Annotated in this window: 21 protein-coding genes and 1 tRNA gene; 9 read left to right on the forward strand and 13 right to left on the reverse strand. The window is 68.6% G+C overall.

Annotation, left to right across the window (positions count from 1 at the left end):
- On the forward strand, positions 1-777 hold the full coding sequence (locus ASG72_RS00505; protein ID WP_056707465.1) for an alpha/beta hydrolase: 777 nt from the start codon (positions 1-3) through the stop codon (positions 775-777).
- A gap of 6 nt (positions 778-783) precedes the next feature.
- Here the strand turns inward: ASG72_RS00505 and ASG72_RS00510 are convergent, their stop codons facing one another.
- The 5 genes from ASG72_RS00510 to ASG72_RS00530 all read right to left on the reverse strand — a co-directional run bounded on the left by ASG72_RS00510 (position 784) and on the right by ASG72_RS00530 (position 3,632).
- Positions 784-1,047, reverse strand: a complete 264-nt coding sequence (locus ASG72_RS00510; RefSeq protein ID WP_056707469.1) for a DUF1150 domain-containing protein — start codon at positions 1,045-1,047, stop codon at positions 784-786.
- A gap of 96 nt (positions 1,048-1,143) precedes the next feature.
- Positions 1,144-1,572: an Hsp20 family protein gene (locus ASG72_RS00515; RefSeq protein WP_056707473.1), complete on the reverse strand. Its 429-nt coding sequence runs from the start codon at positions 1,570-1,572 to the stop codon at positions 1,144-1,146.
- A gap of 200 nt (positions 1,573-1,772) precedes the next feature.
- Positions 1,773-1,849, reverse strand: a tRNA-His gene (locus ASG72_RS00520).
- 136 nt (positions 1,850-1,985) lie between these two features.
- The gene (locus tag ASG72_RS21380) at positions 1,986-3,107 is read right to left on the reverse strand and encodes a hypothetical protein (RefSeq protein WP_056707477.1); all 1,122 of its coding nucleotides are present in this window, start codon (positions 3,105-3,107) and stop codon (positions 1,986-1,988) included.
- A 129-nt stretch (positions 3,108-3,236) separates the two neighbouring features.
- On the reverse strand, positions 3,237-3,632 hold the full coding sequence (locus tag ASG72_RS00530) for a phasin (RefSeq protein WP_056707480.1): 396 nt from the start codon (positions 3,630-3,632) through the stop codon (positions 3,237-3,239).
- Positions 3,633-3,862: 230 nt separating this feature from the next.
- Between ASG72_RS00530 and ASG72_RS00535 the strand changes: the two genes are divergently transcribed.
- Entirely contained in the window at positions 3,863-6,838 is a 2,976-nt protein-coding gene (locus ASG72_RS00535) for an ATP-binding protein (RefSeq protein WP_056707483.1), read from the forward strand.
- A gap of 49 nt (positions 6,839-6,887) precedes the next feature.
- On the opposite strand, the gene ASG72_RS00540 is transcribed toward ASG72_RS00535, so the two are convergent.
- The gene (locus tag ASG72_RS00540) at positions 6,888-7,250 is read right to left on the reverse strand and encodes a tudor domain-containing protein (protein ID WP_056707486.1); all 363 of its coding nucleotides are present in this window, start codon (positions 7,248-7,250) and stop codon (positions 6,888-6,890) included.
- 116 nt (positions 7,251-7,366) lie between these two features.
- Positions 7,367-7,672 (reverse strand): hypothetical protein, encoded by a 306-nt coding sequence (locus ASG72_RS00545; protein WP_056707489.1) that lies wholly within the window; start codon positions 7,670-7,672, stop codon positions 7,367-7,369.
- A gap of 245 nt (positions 7,673-7,917) precedes the next feature.
- Between ASG72_RS00545 and ASG72_RS00550 the strand changes: the two genes are divergently transcribed.
- From ASG72_RS00550 to ASG72_RS00580, 7 genes are all read left to right on the forward strand, one after another.
- On the forward strand, positions 7,918-8,580 hold the full coding sequence (locus tag ASG72_RS00550; protein ID WP_056707491.1) for a glutathione S-transferase family protein: 663 nt from the start codon (positions 7,918-7,920) through the stop codon (positions 8,578-8,580).
- A gap of 119 nt (positions 8,581-8,699) precedes the next feature.
- On the forward strand, positions 8,700-9,590 hold the full coding sequence (locus ASG72_RS00555; RefSeq protein ID WP_056709817.1) for a DMT family transporter: 891 nt from the start codon (positions 8,700-8,702) through the stop codon (positions 9,588-9,590).
- Positions 9,591-9,779: 189 nt separating this feature from the next.
- Entirely contained in the window at positions 9,780-10,769 is a 990-nt protein-coding gene (locus tag ASG72_RS00560; RefSeq protein ID WP_056707494.1) for a LysR substrate-binding domain-containing protein, read from the forward strand.
- Positions 10,766-11,284, forward strand: coding sequence for a tripartite tricarboxylate transporter TctB family protein (locus ASG72_RS00565; RefSeq protein WP_082539971.1), 519 nt, complete (start codon positions 10,766-10,768; stop codon positions 11,282-11,284). Before ASG72_RS00560 ends, ASG72_RS00565 begins: the two co-directional genes overlap by 4 nt.
- A gap of 4 nt (positions 11,285-11,288) precedes the next feature.
- Positions 11,289-12,788, forward strand: a complete 1,500-nt coding sequence (locus ASG72_RS00570) for a tripartite tricarboxylate transporter permease (RefSeq protein WP_056707501.1) — start codon at positions 11,289-11,291, stop codon at positions 12,786-12,788.
- Between the two features lie 62 nt (positions 12,789-12,850).
- A complete protein-coding gene (locus tag ASG72_RS00575) occupies positions 12,851-13,825 on the forward strand; it encodes a tripartite tricarboxylate transporter substrate-binding protein (protein WP_082539972.1) in 975 nt (324 codons plus the stop codon).
- 236 nt (positions 13,826-14,061) lie between these two features.
- Positions 14,062-14,478 carry a DUF1236 domain-containing protein gene (locus ASG72_RS00580; RefSeq protein ID WP_056707507.1) on the forward strand — a complete coding sequence of 139 codons (417 nt, stop codon included), beginning with the start codon at positions 14,062-14,064 and terminating at the stop codon, positions 14,476-14,478.
- Positions 14,479-14,563: 85 nt separating this feature from the next.
- On the opposite strand, the gene upp is transcribed toward ASG72_RS00580, so the two are convergent.
- From upp to ASG72_RS00605, 6 genes are all read right to left on the reverse strand, one after another.
- Complete coding sequence (gene upp, locus ASG72_RS00585; RefSeq protein ID WP_056709819.1) at positions 14,564-15,205, reverse strand: uracil phosphoribosyltransferase; 642 nt, start codon at positions 15,203-15,205, stop codon at positions 14,564-14,566.
- A 44-nt stretch (positions 15,206-15,249) separates the two neighbouring features.
- On the reverse strand, positions 15,250-16,467 hold the full coding sequence (locus ASG72_RS00590) for a DUF1688 family protein (RefSeq protein WP_056707510.1): 1,218 nt from the start codon (positions 16,465-16,467) through the stop codon (positions 15,250-15,252).
- Positions 16,468-16,477: 10 nt separating this feature from the next.
- Positions 16,478-17,740 carry a GTP cyclohydrolase II gene (locus ASG72_RS00595; RefSeq protein ID WP_056707512.1) on the reverse strand — a complete coding sequence of 421 codons (1,263 nt, stop codon included), beginning with the start codon at positions 17,738-17,740 and terminating at the stop codon, positions 16,478-16,480.
- A 146-nt stretch (positions 17,741-17,886) separates the two neighbouring features.
- A complete protein-coding gene (locus ASG72_RS21070; RefSeq protein WP_200939869.1) occupies positions 17,887-18,048 on the reverse strand; it encodes a Thivi_2564 family membrane protein in 162 nt (53 codons plus the stop codon).
- Between the two features lie 193 nt (positions 18,049-18,241).
- Positions 18,242-20,485 (reverse strand): glycine--tRNA ligase subunit beta, encoded by a 2,244-nt coding sequence (gene glyS / locus ASG72_RS00600; RefSeq protein ID WP_056707516.1) that lies wholly within the window; start codon positions 20,483-20,485, stop codon positions 18,242-18,244.
- Positions 20,485-21,402, reverse strand: a complete 918-nt coding sequence (locus ASG72_RS00605; protein WP_056707518.1) for a glycine--tRNA ligase subunit alpha — start codon at positions 21,400-21,402, stop codon at positions 20,485-20,487. The genes glyS and ASG72_RS00605 overlap by 1 nt, the downstream gene beginning before the upstream one ends.
- Between the last annotated feature and the right edge of the window lie 122 nt (positions 21,403-21,524).

The following is a 21,524-nucleotide window of genomic DNA, read 5'->3' on the forward strand; positions in this document are numbered from 1 at the left end:
TTGGACCGCCCGATTCCCGAATGGCTCGAAGTCGGCCACGGCCCGAGGAGGCGCCGCCTGGCCTTCATCAGCCAGCCCGGCACTCCGCCGCCCGTGGTCTGGCTCGGCGGTTTCCGCTCCGACATGCGCGCCACCAAGGCGGAGGCGATCGCGGCCTGGGCGCAGCGCGACGGCCGCGCCTTCCTGCGCTTCGACTATGCCGGCCATGGCGAATCCGAAGGGAGTTTCGCCGATTTCACCCTGTCGGACTGGCTCGAGGATGCGCTGGCGGTGATCGCATCGCAGTGCAAAGGGCCGCCGGTGCTGGTCGGCTCGTCGATGGGCGGCTGGATCGCGCTATTGGCGGCGCGCCGGCTGCTCGGCACGGCTCAGGCGCCGGTCGGGATGGTGCTCATCGCACCGGCGGTCGATTTCTCTGAGGAGCTGATGTGGGCGCAGATGCCGGAGGCGGTGCGCGAGATCATCCTGCGTGACGGCGTCTGGCAGCGGCCCTCCGCCTATGCGCCGGAACCGACACCGATCACCAGGGCCCTGATCGAGGACGGGCGCAGCCATCTCCTGTTCGGCGGCGAGATCAGGACCGGCTGCCCCGTGCATATCCTGCAGGGGATGGCCGATCCGGACGTGCCCTGGCCGCAGGCGGTCAAGCTGGTCGAGCATCTCAGCGCCGACCCCGTGGTCCTGACGCTGGTGAAGGATGGCGATCACCGGCTGTCCGGCCCCGACGATCGCGCCAGGCTGACGACGGCAGTCGCGGAGATCGCGACCGCCCGTTGACCCGGATCAGTGGACGCTGACCATCCGCAGATCGTGCTCCCAGGCATTGGCCGTCGCGGCGTCGCGCGAATCGGTGACCAGGATCGGCGCGCCATCGGCCGAGAGCAGCGCGAAGAGCTGCAGGCCGGGCTGGATCTGGGGCGCCTGCGGGAAGATCCGCACCAGCTCCTCCGAGGTCATCGGCTTGAGATAGGCGACCTCGCCCGTCCCGAGTGCCGCGAATTCGGCCTGGGTCAGCGGGGTGGTCTGTACGGTGGTGTCTTCGTTCATCGCGCCCTCCTTTGAGCAGTGCGAATAGCGGCTGAGATTACAGGACCAGAGATGAACAGATGCGAAAACCGCGCCGCATGCTCACCGAGCCGTTGATCAATCGCGGCTCACGATATCGATACGCCGGACGAGACGTTCCGGTTCCGGCCTGACCAGATCGATCGCCAGCAGGCCGTTGGACAGATCGGCGCCCATCACCTGCATGCCGTCGGCCAGCAGGAAGCTGCGCTGGAACTGGCGCGCCGCGATGCCGCGGTGCAGGAACTGCCGGCTCTTATCCTCGAGCTGGCGCCCGCGGATGGTGAGCTGGTTCTCCTCCAGCGTGATTTCCAGCTGGTCACGGGAGAAGCCGGCGACCGCGAGGGTGATCCGCAACCGGTCCGGCTCTTCCTCGCAGCGTGGCAAGCGCTCGATATTATAGGGCGGGTAGCCTTCGCTGCCGCCTTTGGTGACCCGGTCCAGCGCCCGCTCGATATCATCGAAACCGAGCAGGAACGGGTGCGACAGGCTCGAGGTACGCGTCATCCAGAAAGCCCCCGAAAGGCGCCTCCAACTCGTCCGGAGCCCGCGCTCGCAGCGCTCCGCCGGTACAGGGCGAACCCCTGTGCCTGAACGAGATATGGCGAAGTCGGCAGCCTGGTTCAAGAGCGGGCGGCGCGACGCGGCATCATGTCCGAATGCGCCGCCGCGGCAGGGAACGGGCGGGGTTTGTCCGGATGATCCGGTGGTACAGCCACCCCGGCTTGAACGGGGGACCTCTAGATCCACAATCTAGCGCTCTAACCAACTGAGCTATGGCTGCCCGCACCCGGCGCTTGGCGATCGGTCGCTTTCGCGTGATCGGCGGCGGCGCGGAACCTAGTGCCGTCTCCTCACGAATGCAACCGTCGAATTTCGCCCGCGCGCCGAGCGGTGGCGCGCAGGCGGCAGGCCGGAGCTCAGCCCTGGCGGAAGGAGCCGGCTGCGATGCTGGCGATCTCCTTGAGATAGGCGGCGTTGGCGTCATAGCCGCGGCGAACGGCCTTGGCCTGGAGGGCCACGGCGTCGGCGGCGCTGCTGGTGCGCGCCAGCGCCTCGGCATCGCTCAACGTCGCCTTCAGCTCCTCGCAGGCATGGTCGAGCATCCGGGTCTGCAGCGCGCCGAAGGTCTTTGCCAGAGCGAGCGTCTGCGTCATCAGGGCATTGGCCGTGATGTCGGCGAAGGCGGGCGGCCTGGGCAGCGCGCTGGCCATGGCGGCCAGGGTCACCGGCGCGGAGGCGGGCCGCAGCGGAGTCGGCGCGGCGGCGGCGATCGCGGAAACGGCCGGCGCGAGAGGCGCCGGGGCCGCCACGGGGGTCATGAGCACGACGCGCTCGGGCGACGCCGCCGGCTTGGTGATGGCGGCGGTGGCGGCGACGGGTTTCGACGCCAGCGGCTTCGCAGCGAGCGGCTTCGAGGCGACGGGCTTCGACGCGACGGGCTTGGACGCCAGCGGCTTGGACGCGACGGGCTTGGATGCGACCGGCTTGGCGGCGGCGGGCTTCGCGGCAACGGGCTTGGCGGCAGCGGGCTTGGACGCGGCCGGCTTGGCGGCAGCGGGCTTCGTCGGTTCAGACTTGGACGCTTCAGACTTGGCCGCAGCGGGCTTGGCTGCGGGCTGAGCGGCCGGCTGAGCGGGCGCCGGCTTGGCCGCAGGTTGCGGGCTTCTGGCCGCAGCGGCAGACTCGGCCGGCTTGGCCTCGGCTTTCACGCCCTCGGTCTTGGCCGCCTCGGTCTTGCCCGCATCGGTCTTGGCCGCATCGGGCTTGCCCGCATTGGACTTGCCGGGATCGACCTTGGCCGCCTCGGGCTTGGCCGCTTCGACCTTGGCCGTCGCCGCTTCGACCTTGGCCGCTTCGACCCTGGCGACCGGGGTGTCGAGCTCGTCCGCCTTGGCCGGATCGGGCTTGGCGGGTGCGGCCGCGGCCGCCGCTTGCGCCTCCGCCGGCCTGGCGGTCGCGGTGCTGCCGGACAGGGCCTTGACGGGCGAGAGGCTGACCGGCGCCTTGGCGCTGGTCCGGGTCGGGGCTGGCTTGGCCATCCAAGTCTCCTTGATCGGTGGAACAGCTTGCTGCGGTGGAACTCTGTGCATGGTCTCGAGGCGAGCGCCGGGCATGGGCCCGGCGCAGGATCCTGAACGGCCGCCGTTCGAATCGGCGGCGGACGGGCGTTACTTGACGCGGGTCGCCTTGACGGTGTCCTCGGCGGCCTTTGTGGCCGTCTCCTGGGCGGCGGAGCCCATATCCTTGAGCTGCGTCTGCAGGGCCGCCATCTGCGCCCTGAGATAATCCGCCTGATACCGCATCACCTCGGTCAGGTCCTTCGCGCGCACCAGCTTCTGCGCGAGGTCGAAGGCCGCCGCGATGTTGCTCTCGGCATAACCCATCGCCTTGCGGGTCACGTCCTGGGCGCTCACGCGCGCCGTTTCGGCCGAGCCCTGGGCGGTGTCGACGGCCTTCTGGGCCGCGCCGATGAATCCGTCGAAAGCCTTGCGCGCCTGCTCGACGCTCTTCTCCGCGAATTCCCGCATTTCGGTCGGAACTTCATAAGGCAGCTTGCCATTCATCGAACAATCCTCCGGTTGGTGACGCCGAACCCACGGTCATTGTGCGCTGCAATATCATTGCTGCGCCGCACTTGCAAGATTTCGCCAGCCCCTGCCGACGCATCGCCGCCCGCGCGTTAACGCTGTTTCGACGAGACGTTGGACAGGCCGGTTGTGTTCCATGGATTTGCGCGTCGTCCGGGTCTATTAAGTATTTGTTAGGCATAATCGCCGGGATGGACAGGGCAGGCATGAACGAGGCCGGACAGCACGGGACGCAATGGCGCGAGGCGGTGGCGCAGGACGCCGCGCTGGCGGCGTTCGCGTCGGATGGCGCCCTGCTGGTGTGGGATGCCGAGGGCGATCGCGTCGCCTATGGCAATGCCGGCGCCAGGGCCCTGCTCGGCCCGCAGCTCGATGCGGAGCGGATGCCCCTCGCCACGCGCCGGCGGCTATCGGCCCTGGCGCAGGGGCTCGCCCCGCGCGACGGGCTGCGTCTCGAGCGGCTGCGGCTGACCGCCGGCTTCGCCGCGAGCCTGATGACATGCGGCTGCAAGCTGCTCTCGCAGGATCCGCGCCCGATACTCGCGCTCGGCATTCCCGCGGCGGAGCTGGCCCGCGCCGGCGTCGCGGTGCCGGAAGAGCCGGCGCCCGGCCCCGCCGCCGCGCCCGTCACGCAGGAGGCGCCGGCGGAGGGATCCTCACCCGCCGCGGCGGAACCCGCGCCCCCGCTCGCCCGGGCGGCGACGCTGCGCTTTCTCTGGACCAGCGGTCCGGCCGGAGAGATTTCCAGCCTGTCGCCCAATATGGCCACCCTCGTCGGCGCCGAGGCGGCCGCGACGCTCGTCGGCAGCAACTGGTCGTCCCTGCTCGGAACGATGGTGATCGACCGCGATGGCGGGCTCGCCGAGCGGCTCGCGACGCCCGCGACCTGGAGCGGCCATCAGGTCCTCTGGCGCAGCGAAAGCCCCGCCGAAGGCGTGAGGGTCGATCTCTCCGCCGTGCCGGTGCTCGACGCCGGCCGCGCCTTCAACGGCTTCCGCGGCTTCGGCCTCGCCCGCCTGAACGAGCGCGAGCCCTTCCCCGTGGCGGAGGCGCCGGCCGATTCGCAGCCGACGGAGCTCTTGGACGCTGCAGAGACGGCCGCAGAAAGCCCCGCCGCCGAACCTCAGCCGGACGAGGCGGAGCCGGTCGAGCAGGAGGCCGCTACGGCCGAGGCGGCAGCCGCCGTGACCGAGGAGCTTGAACCGGCCCCGGCCGAGACGGAGGAGCCGCGTTCCACTGAGGCCGACCATGTCGATGCCCCGGCCGAACCGGCGGGCGAGAGTGCCGGACCGGATCCCGAGGAAGCCACCGAGATCGGCACGGCCGAGATGGAGGAGGCAGCGGCTCCGGCGGGCGATGCGCCGCCCGCCCCGCCGGCCGAGGCTGCGGCGCCCGGCAATATCTTTCCGCTGCGCAACGGCCATCTGACTACTGTGCGCCCGGTGCTCGAGCCGTCGAAGGCCCATCTCAGCACCGCCGAACGCAATGCCTTCCGCGAGATCGCCAAGGCGCTCGGCGCCCGGATCGCGGGCGAGGACGAGCCCGGCCCGCGCCTGCCGCCCGTCGCCCCGCTGCAGATGAAGGAGGAGGCGTCTGCGCCGGCGCAGGAGACCAGCGCGAGCGCCCCGACCCGGCAACGCCTTCCCAATTCCCATGCCGAACTGCTCGACCGGCTGCCGATCGCGGTGCTGGTGAACCGCAACGAGGAGGCGCTCTACGCCAACCGGACCCTGCTCGACCTGCTGGATTATGCCGATCTCGACGATCTCGCGGCCGGCGGCGGCGTCAGCCGGCTGATCAAGGGCGCGCAGCGCACCGATGGCGGCCCGATGATCCTGATCGACCGGCTGGGGCATCTCGTCAGCGTCGACGCCGTCCTGTCCAGCGTGTCCTGGCTGGGCGAGCCGGCGACGATGATGGCCTTCCGCCATCCCGATGGCGGCGGAGAGGTGACGATCCGCAGCGCCGAGGAGGTCGAGGCCGAGGAGCTGGCGGCGGAGTTCGAAGCCGAGGAGGCGGAATCCGCGGCCCGGGTCGCGGCCCTGCGGCTCGACGTCGATTCGCGGGATTCGCGGATCGACGAGCTGGTCGCCATGCTCGACACCGCCACCGACGGCGTCGTCACCGTCGACGAGCGCGGCCGCATGCTCTCGCTCAACAAGACGGCGGAAGCGCTGTTCGGCTATGACCAGCGCGAAGTGACCGGGGAGCTGTTCACGCTGCTGTTCGCCGCCGAAAGCCATGCGCCGGCGCTGGATTATCTCGAAGGGCTGAAGGGCGGCGGCGTCGCCTCGGTGATGAATGACGGCCGCGAGGTGATCGGCCGGGTGCGGCAGGGCGGCAAGATCCCGCTGTTCATGACGATGGGCCGGATCGCGGAAGCGCCGGAGCGGCGCTATTGCGCCGTGCTGCGCGACATCACCGCCTGGAAGAAGACCGAGGGCGAGCTCGTCGAGGCGAGGCGCGCCGCCGAGAAAGCGAGCGCCCAGAAATCAGACGTGCTGGCCAAGATCAGCCACGAGATCCGCACGCCGCTCAACGCCATCATCGGCTTCGCCGAGGTGATGGCGGAGGAGCGTTTCGGGCCGATCGCCAATGAGCGCTACAAGGAGTATCTGCGCGACATCCACCAATCCGGCGGCTATGTCATCAGCCTGGTCAACGACCTGCTCGACCTCGCCAAGATCGAGGCCGGCAAGCTGGATCTCGACTTCGTCAGCGTCAATCTCAACGAGATCGCGCTCTCGACCGTGGCGCTGCTGCAGCCGGAGGCGAATCGCGGCCGGGTCGTGCTGCGCTCCGGCCTTTCGCCGAAGTTGCCGCCGGTGGTCGCCGATCAGCGCTCCATCAGGCAGATCGTGATCAACCTGCTCTCCAACGCCGTGAAATTCACCGATGCGGGCGGGCAGGTCATCGTCTCCACCGCGCTCGGCGACCAGGGCGAGGCGATCCTGCGGGTGCGCGATACCGGCATCGGCATGGATGACAACGAGCTGAAGCTGGCGCTGGAACCGTTCCGCCAGGTGCCGACGACACGCCGCGCCGGGGGCACGGGGCTCGGCCTGCCGCTGACCAAGGCGCTGGTCGAGGCCAACCGCGCCGCGATGTCGATCACCAGCGTCAAGAAGGAAGGCACGCTGGTCGAGATCACCTTCCCGCCGCAAAGGGTGCTGGCGGGCTGAGCCTGCCGATGCGCCCGGCCCCCTAGGCTGGCGGGACCGGGCGGCGTCGTCAGGTCGAGCGGCAGCGGCCGGTCTTGGTGTTTTCCTTGTCGCCATCATCATAGGCGATCGAGACCGAGGCGCCGCTCAGCGCGGTGATCCGGCCCGGATACCATTTGCCGGCGTTCTTGAAGTTGCACTCGACCTTGCTGCCGATCTTCCAGTCATAGGGGCGCACGCTGCTGACGTAGAGTGTCTCGCGGTCGCCGTCATCATAGGCGATGACGAGCTTGTCCCCGGAGACGCTCTGGATCACGCCAGGAAACCAATGGGCGCCGTTCTTCCATTTCGCGAGAACCCAATCGCCGGCGGTCTGCGCCTGCGCGCCGCCGATGCCGGCCGCGAGAAATCCGATGATCCAAAGCGTCTTCATATGCCGTCCCCGTTGCTGCCTCCGCATGAACGCTCGGGCGGGATCGCCAATGGCACGGATCGGGGCCGCCCGCCAGAGCGGTGGGCCTGGGATCCGCAGCGGTCGCTTTGCCGTCTTCAGGAGAGGTCGCGGCTCTCGCGCGGGTTCAGGCTGAAGGCGCGGGCGCGGCAGGTATGCACCAGGGCCGCGTCGGCATCGATGATGCGCAGCGAAACCATGCGCCGGATCGACCACAGGAAGGTGCTCTTGGTGTCCGCCACACAGAGGCAGGTTTCCGAGCGCGTCAGCGGATCCAGCTCGCCCTGCCGCTCCATGCACCATTGCACCGCCTGGGCGAATTTCGGCGGCGTCTCCGCGGAGAGAGCCAGAGCAGCGGTGAGCAGGAGAAAGCAGCCGAGGAACGACAGCAGCACGATCTTCATCGCAAAAGGCTCCGCAAGCACGGCAACCTTGGCGAGCAGTTATTGCCAATCGGTGAAAAAAGGAGCGTCTCGGAGCCGGCTCACCATCCCTGGTTCACGCTCCGGCGGGGCGGCCGCCCGGCCGGGTCTCCGCCCCCGCTAAAAGCGCCTCCCTCCTGCTGTTCAGGAGACGAAAATTCTCCTGCACCGGCACCGACTCTCCTATAAGAGTCAACTCCCCGTTCATTCCTGAAGGCCTCGTGCTCATGTCCCTGACGATCTATGGCTGCTATCGCTCGCGCGCCTCGCGCAATATCTGGCTCGCCAACGAGCTCGGGCTCGCCTTCACCCATGTGCCGGTCATCCAGGTCTATCGCCTGCCCGACCCCAACGCCGCCGACGCGCCGATGCACACGCAGAGTCCGGAGTTCCTGGCGGTGAACCCGAACGGGCAGATCCCGAGCCTCGACGATGATGGATTCGTCCTGAACGAATCGCTGGCGATCAACCTCTATCTCGCCCGCAAGCAGGGCGGCCCGCTGGCGCCGCGCGACGTGAAGGAAGAGGGCCTGGCTATTCAGTGGTCGCTCTGGGCCGCCACCGCGGTCGAGAGCCATGCGCTGAACCTGCTCTACCACCTCGCCGCCTACCCGCCGGAGAAGCGCGATCCGGCGCTGGTCGAGGCCGCGATGGCGGCGCTGCCGAAGCCCTTCGCGGTGCTGGACCAGGCGCTGGCGCAGGGTGGCGGCTACGTCATGGGCGGGCGCTTCACCGTCGTCGACATCAATGTCGCGGAGATCATCCGCTACGCCAAGCCCGCCTCCTCCCTGTTCGAGGGCGCGCCGCATGTGAAGGCCTGGCTCGATGCCTGCCACCAGCGCCCGGCCTTCCAGGCCATGTGGCAGGCGCGCGAGGCGGAGCCCGCCTGAGCAGGAAGCGGGTGGGCCTGCGCGCCTGCGGGCCGCAGACGCTCTCCAGCGACAGGGAGCGGATCGGCGTGGCGACAGCGGCTGGAGACGAGGCGGCGGCGCGGCAGGAGCAGCCGCGGATGGGGCGGCGCGAATGGCTGCTGCTTTTGCTGCTGTCGCTGCTCTGGGGCGGGTCGTTCCTGTTCGCCAAGGTCGCGGTGATGGAATGGCCGCCGATCGCCGTGGTGCTGGCCCGCACCAGCCTCGCCGCCGCGCTGCTCGCGGCCGCGACCTGGCTGAGCGGCGTCTCGCTGGCGGCCGGCCTGCCGCTATGGCGCGCCTTCTTCGTGATGGGATTGCTGAACAATCTCATCCCGTTCGGGCTGATCTTCTGGGGGCAGACCCAGATCGGGGCCGGGCTCGCCGCGATCCTCAACGCGACCACGCCGGTCTTCGGCGTGCTCGTCGCCCATGTCTTCGGGCGCGACGAGCGGGCGACGCCGGCCAAGCTCGCCGGTGTCGCAGCCGGCCTGGCCGGGGTCGCCATCCTGATCGGGCCGGAGGCGCTGGCGGGGCTCGGCCTTCAGCTGTGGCCGGAGCTCGCCTGCCTGGGCGCCGCCCTCTCCTATGGCTTCTCCAGCCTGTATGGCCGGCGCTTCAGCGGGCTGCCGCCACTGGTGACCGCGACCGGCCAGCTATCGGCCACGAGCCTCATGGCGCTCCCCCTGCTGCTGCTGCTGGCGCCGCCCTGGACCCTGCCGCTGCCCTCGACCGGCGCGCTGGCGGCGATGCTGGCGCTGGCGACCGTGTCGACCGCCGTCGCCTATGTCATCTTCTTCGAGATCATGCGGAAGGCGGGCGGGGGCAACGCGATCCTGGTGACGTTTCTGGTGCCGGTGAGCGCGGTGCTGCTCGGCATTCTGGTGCTCGGCGAAGCGCTGGCGCCGCGCCATCTCGCGGGGCTGCTCGTCATCCTGCTCGGGCTGGCGCTGATCGACGGGCGGCTGCTGGCGCGGCTGACGCGCCGCTGAGCCCCCGCAGCCGCTCAGCGCGCGGCCGCCATGGCCGGCCTTCGCCGCGATCTCGGCGGCAGAGCTTTATTGTCAAAAGATTATGAATTGCTCTAGGGTCGATTTTGGGGCCAGAACCGCTAGAGGCATCCTCGATGCGCCTGGAAGATATCGAATAAAACGATACGCCAGAGGGGAGAGACGTACCAGATGTACATCAGGCACCTGCGATGTTTCATCGCGGTGGCCGAGGAGCTGCACTTCGGCCGCGCCGCCGAACGTCTCGGCCTCGCGCCGCCTGCATTGTCACGCCAGATCGGCGCGCTGGAGGGCGAGCTGGGCGTCGCGCTCCTGACCCGCACGACGCGCCAGGTCTCGCTGACCCGGGCCGGGCTGATCATGCTGGAAGAGGCCAAGGGCATCCTGGTCAAGATCGACCATGCCGCGCGGCTGGTGCGGGAAGCGTCCTTGTCGTCGGGGCGGGTGCTGCGCATCGGCGCGATCGACGCCGCCTCCTCCAGTTTCGTGCCGGAAGCGCTGGCGACCTTCCGCGAGCGCCATCCCGATATCGAGATCAAATTCGTCGAGGCGATGACCGCGCCGCTGGTCCAGATGCTGGAGGCCGGCAAGCTCGACCTCGCGCTGACCCGCCCGCCGCGCAAGCCGACCGATTGCGCCTTCGAGATCCTGCGGGTGGAGCGGCCGATCGTCGTGCTCAACGAGACGCACCGGCTCGCCCGCAAGGAGGCGCTGACCATGCTCGATCTGGTGGGCGAGCCCTTCGTCGTGCCCTCCAAGCGCATCCGTCCCTTCGCCTATGATCTGGTCATGGCCTATTTCGAGAGCGTCGGCGCCGTGCCGAAGGTCACGATCGAAGCCACCGAGAAGCCGGCCATGATGTCCGCCGTGGCGGCGGGGCTCGGCATGGCGCTGGCGCCGGATTGGGTGTCGCGGCTGAGCTTTCCCGGCGTCACCATGCGGCGCCTGCGCGGCGCCCTGCTCGATCCGCCGCCGGCGGGCGCGCTGCTCGGCGTCGCCTGGCGGCCGCAGCAGAAGCTGGCCGCGCGCGACACCTTCCTCGAAATCCTGCGCGACAGCGTGACCCTGCTCGACGAAAGCCAGACCCTGCCTTACGTCCCTGCGCCCACCATTCAACGACCAATGCGCGCGATGCGTGCGCACGCCGGAGGAGCCCTATGAGTTTGAACCCAGCCGAGCGGTCGCGTGGCATGCGCATAAAATCGACCCAGGATTTCGCAGCCGGCCTTTTCATGATCGCGCTCGCCGGGCTCGCCTTCTATCTGGCCCGCGACCTGTCGGCCGGGACGCTGCGCCAGATCGGCCCCGGCATGCTGCCGAAATCCTTCGCCGCGATCTGCGGCGGGCTCGGGCTCCTGCTCTGCCTGTCCTCGCTGCGCTACGAGGGCGAGCGCCTGGCGGGCTGGTCGTGGCGCGGTGTGCTGTTCGTCCTGGGCGGGGCGGTGCTCTTCGCCCTGACCATTCGCGGCTTCGAGATCGGCCCGCTGCGCGTGCCGCCGCTCGGCATGGCCGTATCGGGGCCGATCGTGGTGATCGTCGCCGGGCTCGCCGCGGATGACCGCAACGTCAAGCAGCTGGTGATCTTCGCGGCCGCGATGACGCTGTTCTGCGCCCTCCTGTTCAAATACGCGCTGGGTCTGCCGATCCCGCTGGCGCCCTGGCTGCTGGGAATCTGAGCTCATGGATATGTTCTCCAATCTGGCGCTCGGTTTCAGCGTCGCCTTCTCCCTGCAGAACATCGCGCTGTGCTTCGTCGGCTGCCTCGTCGGCACGCTGATCGGCGTGCTGCCCGGCGTCGGGCCGATCGCCACCATCGCGATGCTGCTGCCGATCACCTTCGGGCTCGATCCGGTGGGCGCGCTGATCATGCTCGCCGGCATCTATTACGGCGCGCAATATGGCGGCTCCACCACCGCCATCCTGGTCAACATCCCGGGAGAGGCGACGGCGGTCGTCACCGCGCTGGACGGGCATGAGATGGCCAAGCAGGGCCGCGCCGGCATCGCGCTCGGCACGGCGGCGCTCGGCTCCTTCTTCGCCGGCTGCGTCGCCACGCTGATCATCGCCGCGCTCGGCGCGCCGCTCACCAAGATGGCGCTGCTGTTCGGCCCGGCCGAATATTTCTCGCTGATGGTGATGGGGCTCTGCTTCGCCGTGGTGCTGGCGCGCGGCTCGATCCTCAAGGCCTTCTGCATGATCATGCTGGGCCTGCTGCTCTCGACCGTCGGCACCGATCTCGAGACCGGGCAGGAGCGCATGACCTTCGGCTTCCCGCCGCTGGCCGACGGCATCGACTTCGCCGTGCTGGCGATGGGCGTGTTCGGCTTCGCCGAGGTGCTGCGCAACCTGGAAAACAAGGAGGCGCGCGACGTGGTGCGCTCCAAGATCGGCCGCCTGCTGCCGAACTGGGACGACATCAAGCAATCGGCCATGCCGGTGCTGCGCGGAACGATGATCGGCGGGACGCTGGGCATCCTGCCCGGCAATGGCGCGGTGCTCGGCCCCTTCGCCAGCTACACCGTGGAGAAGAAGATCGCCAAGGATCCCTCGCGCTTCGGCAAGGGCGCGATCGAGGGCGTGGCGGGGCCGGAATCGGCCAATAACGCCGGCGCTCAGACGGCCTTCATCCCGCTTCTCACGCTGGGCATTCCGCCGAATGCGGTGATGGCGCTGATGGTGGGCGCGATGACGATCCACGGCATCATCCCCGGCCCGCAGGTCATGACCAAGAACCCCGATCTGTTCTGGGGCATGATCGCCTCGATGTGGATCGGCAATCTGATGCTGCTGATCATCAACCTGCCGCTGGTCGGGCTCTGGGTGAAGCTGCTGCAGGTGCCCTATCGCCTGATGTTCCCGGCGATCCTGATCTTCTGCTGCATCGGCATCTATTCCGTGAACAACCAGCCGATGGACGTGGCCTTCACGGCGATGTTCGGCCTGTTCGGCTATCTCCTGATCAAGCTCGGTTTCGAGCCGGCGCCGATGCTGCTCGGCTTCGTCCTCGGGCGGCTGATGGAGGAGAAGCTGCGTCAGGCGCTGATCATCTCGCGCGGCTCGTTCATGACCTTCCTCGAGCGGCCGATCTCGGCGGGGCTGCTGCTGGTCGCCGTGATTGTGCTGGTCATCGCGCTGTTGCCGTCGATGTCGAAGAAGCGCGACGAAGTGTTTACCGAGTGACGCTTGCTTCTCGGGCAAGCGACACCAGTTCTGAGAGCGAACACGAAAAGGGAGGTATTTTGATGAAGAGTTTCGCGAAAATCGGCCTTGTCGCCGCGGCCGCGCTGGCCCTGTCCGGCGCAGCCCAGGCCCAGGCCTATCCGGACCGGCCGATCACGATGATCGTGCCCTTCGCGGCCGGCGGCCCCACCGACATCATCGCGCGCATCGTCGGCGACCATATGTCGAAGACGCTGGGCAAGCAGGTGGTGATCGAGAACGTCGCCGGAGCGGGCGGCACCACCGGCATCACCCGGGCCCTGACGGCCACCCCCGATGGCTACACCATCGCCATGGGCCATCTCGGCACCTTCTCGGCCGCACCCGCGACCTATCCCAACCTGAAATACGATCCGCTCAACGGCATGCAGCCGATCGGCCTCGCCGGCGGGACGCCGATCCTGGTCGTCGCCCGCAAGACGCTCGAGCAGGCCGATCTGAAGTCCTTCGTCGCGGCGGTGAAGGCCAACCCCGACAAGTTCAACGAGGCGCATGCCGGCCTCGGCTCGGTGTCCTGGACGACCTGCACCCTGCTCAAGGGCCAGCTCGGCGTGCCGAAGCTCAACGCCGTCGCCTATCGCGGCACCGGTCCGGCGCTGAACGATCTGGTCTCCGGCCAGGTCGACTTCATGTGCGACCAGATCGTCTCCGTCGCCGAGCAGATCAAGGCCGGCACGATCCGCGCCTATGCGATCGCCTCGGCCGAGCGCTCGCCGGCGCTGCCCGATGTCCCGACCACCAAGGAAGCCGGGCTGCCGGAATACCAGATCGAGGCCTGGAACGGCATCGCCGCGCCGAAGGGCACGCCGAAGGAGGCGGTCGACAAGCTGGTCGACGCGCTGAACAAGGCGCTGAACGACGAGGGCACGAAAAAGCGCCTGCTCGATCTCGGCGCCGTGATCCCCACGGTCGAGGAGCGCACGCCGGCCGGTTTCGCCGCGGTGATCAAGCGCGATGCCGACAAGCTGAGCCCGATCCTCGCGGCCGCGCCGCGCTGAGCCGGCCCGGCAGAAACAGCTGCAGCGGCGGGTCCCCGGACCCGCCGTTTTTCGTTGCGGGGACATGTGGCCGGCGGACAACTCGCTCCGGCCGCTTCGCTCACCGACCAACTCCCTGAAAAGACTGGCGCTTCCGCAGACCATTGTACGTTCGAAACAGATTGTGATCAGGGCCGCGGAACATGAATCGGTCGGCCCCGTTGTCTCCGCGACAGTTCCTCAGGAAGGAGACCACCATGTTCAAGAAACTCGCTCTCGCCGCCGTCATCGCCGCCATTCCGGCCACGGCGTTCGCTCAGAACCCGCAGGGCGCCCAGGGCGGCGCGGCCAGCGGCCTCGCCACCGGCGCCATCGGCGGCGCAGTCGTCGGCGGCCCGGTCGGTGCTGTGGTCGGCGGTGTCGGCGGAGCGGTCGTCGGCGCGATCATCGGCGACAACACCCCGCGCTTCCAGCAGTACGTCGTGCAGCAGAACGTCCCGTCCTACACCTATGCCGAGCCGGTGGCTGTCGGCACGGTGCTGCCGTCGGATGGCGTCGTCTATCGTCAGGTTCCCGCCGAATACGGCGCGACCCAGTATCGCTACACCGTCGTGAACAACCGCACGGTCCTGGTCGATCCCGGCACCCGCCGCGTGGTCCAGGTCATCGAGTGATCTGAAGGCGATCCGCGCCGGCGACGTCGACGGCCAGGATCAGAAGGCCCGCTCCCGAAACGGAGCGGGCCTTTTTATTGGGCGCTCAGCGGGTGCCGAACATCCGGTCGCCGGCATCGCCGAGGCCCGGCACGATATAGCCGTGGTCATTCAGGCATTCGTCGATGGCCGCGGTCCAGATCCGCACGTCGGGATGGGCGCCGCGCAGCCTCGCGATACCCTCCGGCGCCGCCAGCAGGCAGACGAAGCGCAGATCCTTGGCGCCGCGCTCCTTCAGCCGGTCCACCGCCGCGACCGCGGAATTGGCCGTCGCCAGCATCGGGTCCATCACCACCACCATGCGCTCGGCGATGTCGGACGGTGCCTTGAAGTAGTATTCGACCGCCTGCAGCGTCTGCGGGTCGCGGTAGAGGCCGATATGGGCGACGCGGGCGGCCGGGACCAATTGCAGCATGCCGTCGAGAAATCCGACGCCGGCGCGCAGGATCGGCGCGAACACCAGTTTCTTCCCGGAGATGATCGGCTGCTGCGTCAGCATCAGCGGCGTCTCGACCTCGATCATCTCGATCGGCAGGTCGCGCGTCACCTCATAGCAGAGCAGGGTGCCGATCTCGTTGAGCAGCTCCCGGAAACCCTTGGTGGACCGGTCCTTCTGGCGCATCAGCGTCAGCTTGTGGCGGACCAGGGGATGGTCGACGACGGTGACGCCGTCCTGCTGGGTGGTCATCATGTTCCTCTCATCCCCTCGCCTTCACCGGCCGGCGTGCCGGCTCAGAATACCGTACCATCGCTGATGATCGTCAGCGGCGGCCCGCCGCCCGCCCGCATCTGCGCCGCGATGCGGCGGCCGGCGGCCCAGGTGCCGCCCTCCAGCACCTTGGCGAGGGGCAGCTCCTCGCGGCTGCGGCCGAGCCGCTCGCGGACGATCCGGCCGATCTCGTCGAGCAGGGCGACGGTCAGAGCGCGCCATTCGACCACGATGGTGGAGCCCGCCTCATGCGCGCGCTGGGCATCGGCCGGGTCCTTCAGAAGCAGCACGCCGCAATCCAGCAGCAGCCCGCCATTGCGATATTCCGGCAGGCCGGTGAGCTCGTCGATCTCGACCACCGAGACACCGGCCCATTGCAGCGGCTCGATCAGCGAATAGGTCAGCCATTGCGAGAGCTTGTGGAAGGGCACGAGCCCGGCGGCCGGGGTGCCGGGCGCGATCAGATGGTGGCGCCAGGTATCGCCGAGATGGACCCCGCCCGGCATCATCCGTGATGGCCAGATGCCGCCCAGCGTCGCCAGCACCTCGCCCAGAAGGTGGCTGGCGCGGATGGTGCCGGTCTCCGCCACCTGACGGAAGCGGTCGAAGAGATCGCCCGGGCGGGTCATTCCCTGCCTTTCGAGCTCCTCGCCGAGGCGGTTCAGCAGGGCGGCCCGCCCGTCCAGTGCCAAAAGCGGGTTGCCGGCATGCGCCTGGAAGCCGAGCGCCAGCGTCTGGGTGTCGAGCCGTCGCAGCGCCTTGGCGTCGACCCGGTAGGGGTCGGACGAGTCGGAGGAGAACAGCCCCGCCGCGAACATGTCGAGCGAGGCCAACGCCAGTCCCTCCGAACGGCCGATCGTGCGGCCGCTGACCTTGTCTTGATAGCGCCATTCCGAGCCGGCGCCGGCGTCGAGCAGCACGCTGACGATCGCGAGGTCATAGGCGGCGCGGCCGCGCGCATCGGCATCGGCGAAGCCGGCCTTCGCCGCGAGCGCCTGCCAGCGATCCTGGCCATCGACGACGAAATGGCGCCAGCGGGCGTGAAAGGGAATGTCGAGATCGGGATAGTTCTGGCGGATCGTCTCCAGCACGTAATCGGCGCAAGGTTCGAGCCGGTCGAGATCGACCGTGAAATGCAGGAGCTGGCCCGCCAGGGCCAGGCGCAGCATCTCCTGGGCCCGTTCGCGCACGGCGGACGGCTTCAGCAGCGGGCGGAAATCCTCCGGATTGCGGTGAGGCATCGACCGGCCCTCAGAACCTGTCGAGATCGCGACCGATGGTCGCCTTCAGCGCATTGTCGCCGGGCGCCCCGTCCGGCGAGTAATAGCCGGCGGCCTTCTTCGCCTCGATCTCGACCGAGGCGTCCGGCGGGATCAGCTCCGGCGGAATCGCGACCCTTTCGCCGATCTCGATGCCGCTATCGACCATCGCATCGTATTTCATGTTCGACATCGACATCAGCCGGTCGATCCGGGTGACGCCGAGCCAATGCAGCACATCGGGCATGAGCTGCTGGAAGCGGGCATCCTGCACGCCGGCCACGCATTCCGTGCGCTCGAAATAGGTCGCCGCGGAATCGCCGCCCTCCTGGCGCTTGCGCGCGTTGTAGACGAGGAACTTCGTCACCTCGCCGAGCGCCCGCCCCTCCTTGCGATTGTAGACGATGATGCCGACGCCGCCGCTCTGCGCCTCCTTCACCGCCTCCTCGATGCCGTGCACGAGATAGGGCCGGCAGGTGCATATGTCGGAGCCGAAGACGTCCGAACCATTGCATTCGTCATGGACGCGGCAGGCGACGCGGCGCCTGGGATCGGTGATCGCCTCGATCTCGCCGATGATGTAGCAGGTGATCGAGCCGATCGGCGGCAGGAAGACGCCGAGATCGGGCCGCGTCACCAGCTCCGGATACATGCCACCGGTCTGCTCGAACAAGGTCCGCCGCAACTCCTGCTCGCTGGTCCCGAAACGCTCGGCGATCCCCGGCAGATGCCAGACAGGGTCGATCGCGATCTTGGTGACGCTGATATCGCCGGAGGGGTGCAGGATGCCGCCATCCGATGCCAGCCGGTGGCCGGCCATGGCGGCCAGGATCTCCGGCAGGTTCAGCCGCGCCTTGGTGATCGCGATGCTCGGGCGGATATCGATGCCCTCGCCGATCAGCCCGCCGAAATCCTGGGCGACGCGGTGGCCGAACGGGTCGAGCGAGACGATCCGGCCGGGTTGAAACCATTGCGGCTGCGGCAGGATCTCCGCCGTCGGATGAGTGTTGTGCAGGTCGGGACGCTGCGAGGGGTTCATCGCTCGGGCCGAGATCGCGAGCGCCCGATAGATCGAATAGGAGCCGCCATGCGCGCCGATGACGTTGCGATCGGCGGGGTTGGTGGTGGAGGCGATGATCGGCCCGCGCTCATGCGGTGTCGCCGCGCCCCAGCGGATCGGAAAGCGCGTGGCGGCGCTGCCCGGCTCGGGATGCGAGGTGAGGCGGATATGAGTCGTGCGGTTCGGCGCGTTCATAGCGGTTTCGCCCTGAAAACAGGAAAGGGCCCCCGACGCGTTGCGTCCGGGGCCCTCTGGACCACATGAATTGTGCATCAGCGAAGCCGCAGCGTCAATCGTGGCTCAGCGCGGCTTCAGAATGAGCGCCCGAGCGGGCGTCCTGCTCAGAACACGGCGAGATAGCGCAGCAGGGAAATGATGCCGATGACGATGACGATGATCTGGACGATGTTCTTGATCTGGCTGTCGAGCGGCAGCATGCGCACGAGATAGAGCACGAGGCCGATGACCAGGACGGTGATCAGAAGCGAAATGAGAATGGACATGAAATAACCTTCGATCTTCGGCCGAAAGCCGGCCCCCCGGCGCGGGAGCCGCGACGTATTCGCTGCACCTCGGCGCCGCTGACAGAACGTCGCAGCTGCGAAATAGGTTCCCTTGGGGCGGGGCGGGCGGCGCGCGCCTCCCGCCCGCCGGCGCCTGCCCTCGCGCCTGTCCGCGCCGCTCCTCGCCGAGGGTTCAGCCGGCGATGCGGCCGAAATCGGCGACGGCGCGGGTCGCCTCGCGCAGCTGGTTCAGCAGCTTCAGCCGGTTGACCCGCAGCGCCGGATCGGGGTCATTGACCATGACCGCCTCGAAGAAGGCGTCCACCGCCGGGCGCAGCTCGGCCAGCGCCGCCATGGCGCCTTCGAAATCCTCGCCGGCCACACAGGCCTGCGCCTTCGGCGTCGCCTGGGCCAGCGCCACCGCCAGGCCCTTTTCCTCGATCAGCCCGGCGGCGGCGATGAGCTGGAGATCGGCGGCGCCGGAAAAGGCGCCTTCGCCATCCTTCTTCTCCTCGGCCCGCAGGATGTTGGCGGCGCGCTTGTAGCCGGCGAGCAGGCTCTTGCCGTCTTCGGTCTCGAGGAAGCGGCCGAGCGCGGCGACGCGGCGCGTGATCAGCAGCAGATCGTCGGAGGCCTGCATCCCCTCGCCCAGCACCGCATCGACCAGATCATGCCGGGCGCCCTGATCGCGCAGCATCACCTTCAGCCGGTCGTGGAAGAAGGAGAGGAGGTCGCCCGTCAGCGGCGCCGCTTCCCCGGTGCCGGTCGCCACGCCATTCGCGGAGAGAGCCGCAGCGAGCGTGCCGGACAAGGCCAGCCGCACCCGGTTCTCCACCACCAGCCGGATCACGCCGAGGGCCGCCCGCCGCAGCGCATAGGGGTCCTTGCTGCCCGTCGGCTTCTCGTCGATCGCCCAGAAACCGACCAGCGTGTCGATTTTGTCGGCCAGCGCCACCGCCACCGCGACCGGATCGCTCGGCACCCGGTCGGAGGGGCCGAGCGGCTTGTAATGCTCCTCGATCGCGGCGCAGACGCTGGGATGTTCGCCCTGCAGCTCGGCATAGTTGCGGCCCATCAGGCCCTGGAGCTCGGGGAATTCGCCGACCATCTCGGTCGGCAGATCGGCCTTGGCGAGCTTCGCCGCGCGTTCGGCCAGCTCCGGATCGGCCCCGACGACCGGAGCGAGATCGCGCGCCAGCGCCGCGATGCGCCGCACCCGCTCGCCCTGCGTTCCCAGTTTCGCGTGGAAGACCACGCCGAGCCGGTCCAGCTTGGCCATGCGCTGGTCGAGCGGCTTCTTGAGATCGAGCCCGAGCCGGTCCGCGCTCGGCTGGAGAGTCTCCAGATCCGGCAGGCTGCCCTTGTCGGTCGCGAAGAAATAGGCCGCGTCGGAGAGGCGGGCGCGCACCACGCGCTCATTGCCGGCGATGATCGCCGCCCCGCCATCGCTCGCCATCAGGTTCGAGGTCAGCAGGAAGCGGTTGGACAGAGGGGCAGTCGGCAGCGGGGAGTCGGCAGTCGACGCCTCACCCGACTGCCGATCGCCCATGGCCGACTGCCTCAGGACGAAGCATTTCTGGTTCGCCCGGATCGTGGCGCGGATCGCCTCGCCGGGGATGGCGAGGAAACGCTCCTCGAAGGCGCCCATCAGCACCACCGGCCATTCGACCAGCCCCGCCACCTCCTCCAGCAGCGCCTCGTCCTCGACCAGTTCGAGACCCTGGGCGAAGGCGAGATTGCGTGCATCGGCCAGGATGATCTCCTTGCGGCGGTCGGCATCCAGCACCACCCTGGCCCGTTCCAGCGACGCGACATAATCGTCGAAGCGCCGCACGGTGATCGCGCCCGGCGCGTGGAAGCGATGGCCATAGGTGACGTTGCCGGAGACGATGCCGTCGACCTCGAACGGCACCACCTCGGGCTCCTCGGTCTCGGCGCCGAAGGTGCAGAGGATCGCATGCAGCGGGCGGACCCAGCGCAGGCTGGCGCCGGCGGCCGAGGCCCTGCCCCAGCGCATCGATTTCGGCCAGGGGAAGCTGCGGATCACCGCGGGCACGATCTCGGCGATCGCCGCGACCGTCTCCTGCCCCGGCTTCTCGACGATGGCGACGTAGGTATCGCCCTTCTTGGGGTCGCTGACGATGGTCGCCTGGTCCAGCGATGAAAGCCCGGCCGCCTTCAGGAAGCCCTGGATCGCGGCGTCGGGCGCGCCGACCCGGGGGCCCTTGCGCTCCTCGCGGATATCGCGGCCGCGCACCGGGAGCCCCGCGACATGCAGGGCGAGCCGCCGCGGCGTGGCGAAGGCCTTGGCGCCCTCATAGAGCAGGCCACGCTCGACCAGCGCGTCGGTGACGAGCTTTTTCAGATCATCGGCCGCCTTGCGCTGCATGCGGGCGGGAATCTCTTCGGAGAAGAGTTCGAGAAGCAGATCGGGCATCAGTTGAATCCCCCGCCCGCCGTCCTGAGCCAGGCGGCGCCGCAGGCCTTGGCGAGATCCCTGACGCGCAGGATGTAGCTCTGGCGCTCGGTGACGGAGATCACCCCGCGCGCATCGAGCAGGTTGAACATGTGGCTGGCCTTGATGCACTGGTCATAGGCGGGCAGAGCCAGCCTGTGACGCGGATCGTTCGACCCCGCTTCCGCCTCGCCCGCCGCCAGCAGCGCCTGGCATTCGCGCTCCGCATCGGTGAAATGGCGGAACAGCATCTCGGTATCGGCATGTTCGAAATTATGGCGCGAGAACTCCTGCTCGGCCTGCAGGAAGACGTCGCCATAGGAGATGCGGTCTTCGCCCTCACCCCCGTTGAAATTGAGGTCGTAGACGTTCTCGACGCCCTGGACATACATCGCCAGCCGCTCGAGCCCATAGGTCAGCTCGCCCGCGACCGGGGCGCATTCGACGCCGGCCACCTGCTGGAAATAGGTGAACTGGCTGACCTCCATGCCGTCGCACCAGCATTCCCAGCCGAGCCCCCAGGCGCCGAGCGTCGGGCTTTCCCAATCATCCTCGACGAAGCGCACGTCGTGCAGCGCCAGATCGACGCCGATCGCCTGCAGCGAATCCAGATAGAGCTGCTGCAGATCCGGCGGGGACGGCTTCAGGATGACCTGGAACTGGTAGTAATGCTGCAGCCGGTTCGGGTTCTCGCCGTAGCGCCCGTCCTTGGGCCGGCGCGAGGGCTGGACATAGGCCGCCTTCCAGGGCCGCGGACCCAGCGCCCGCAGCGTGGTGGCGGGGTGGAAGGTGCCGGCGCCGACCTCCATGTCGTAGGGCTGCAGCACGACGCAGCCGCGCTCGGCCCAGAAGCGCTGCAAGGTGAGGAGCAGCCCCTGGAATGACCGGGTCGGATCCATCGCCGCGGTCAGGCCGGTCGCGGGATGGGGAGCAGGATTTGCCACTGGTGTCGGGCCTTTGCGCTTCGGAGATCGGGCGTGATTAGGGGGTGCCATGCGGCCCGGTCAAGCGCGACGCGCGC

Source organism: Allobosea sp. Leaf344 (assembly GCF_001426225.1).
Taxonomy (GTDB): Bacteria; Pseudomonadota; Alphaproteobacteria; order Rhizobiales; family Beijerinckiaceae; genus Allobosea.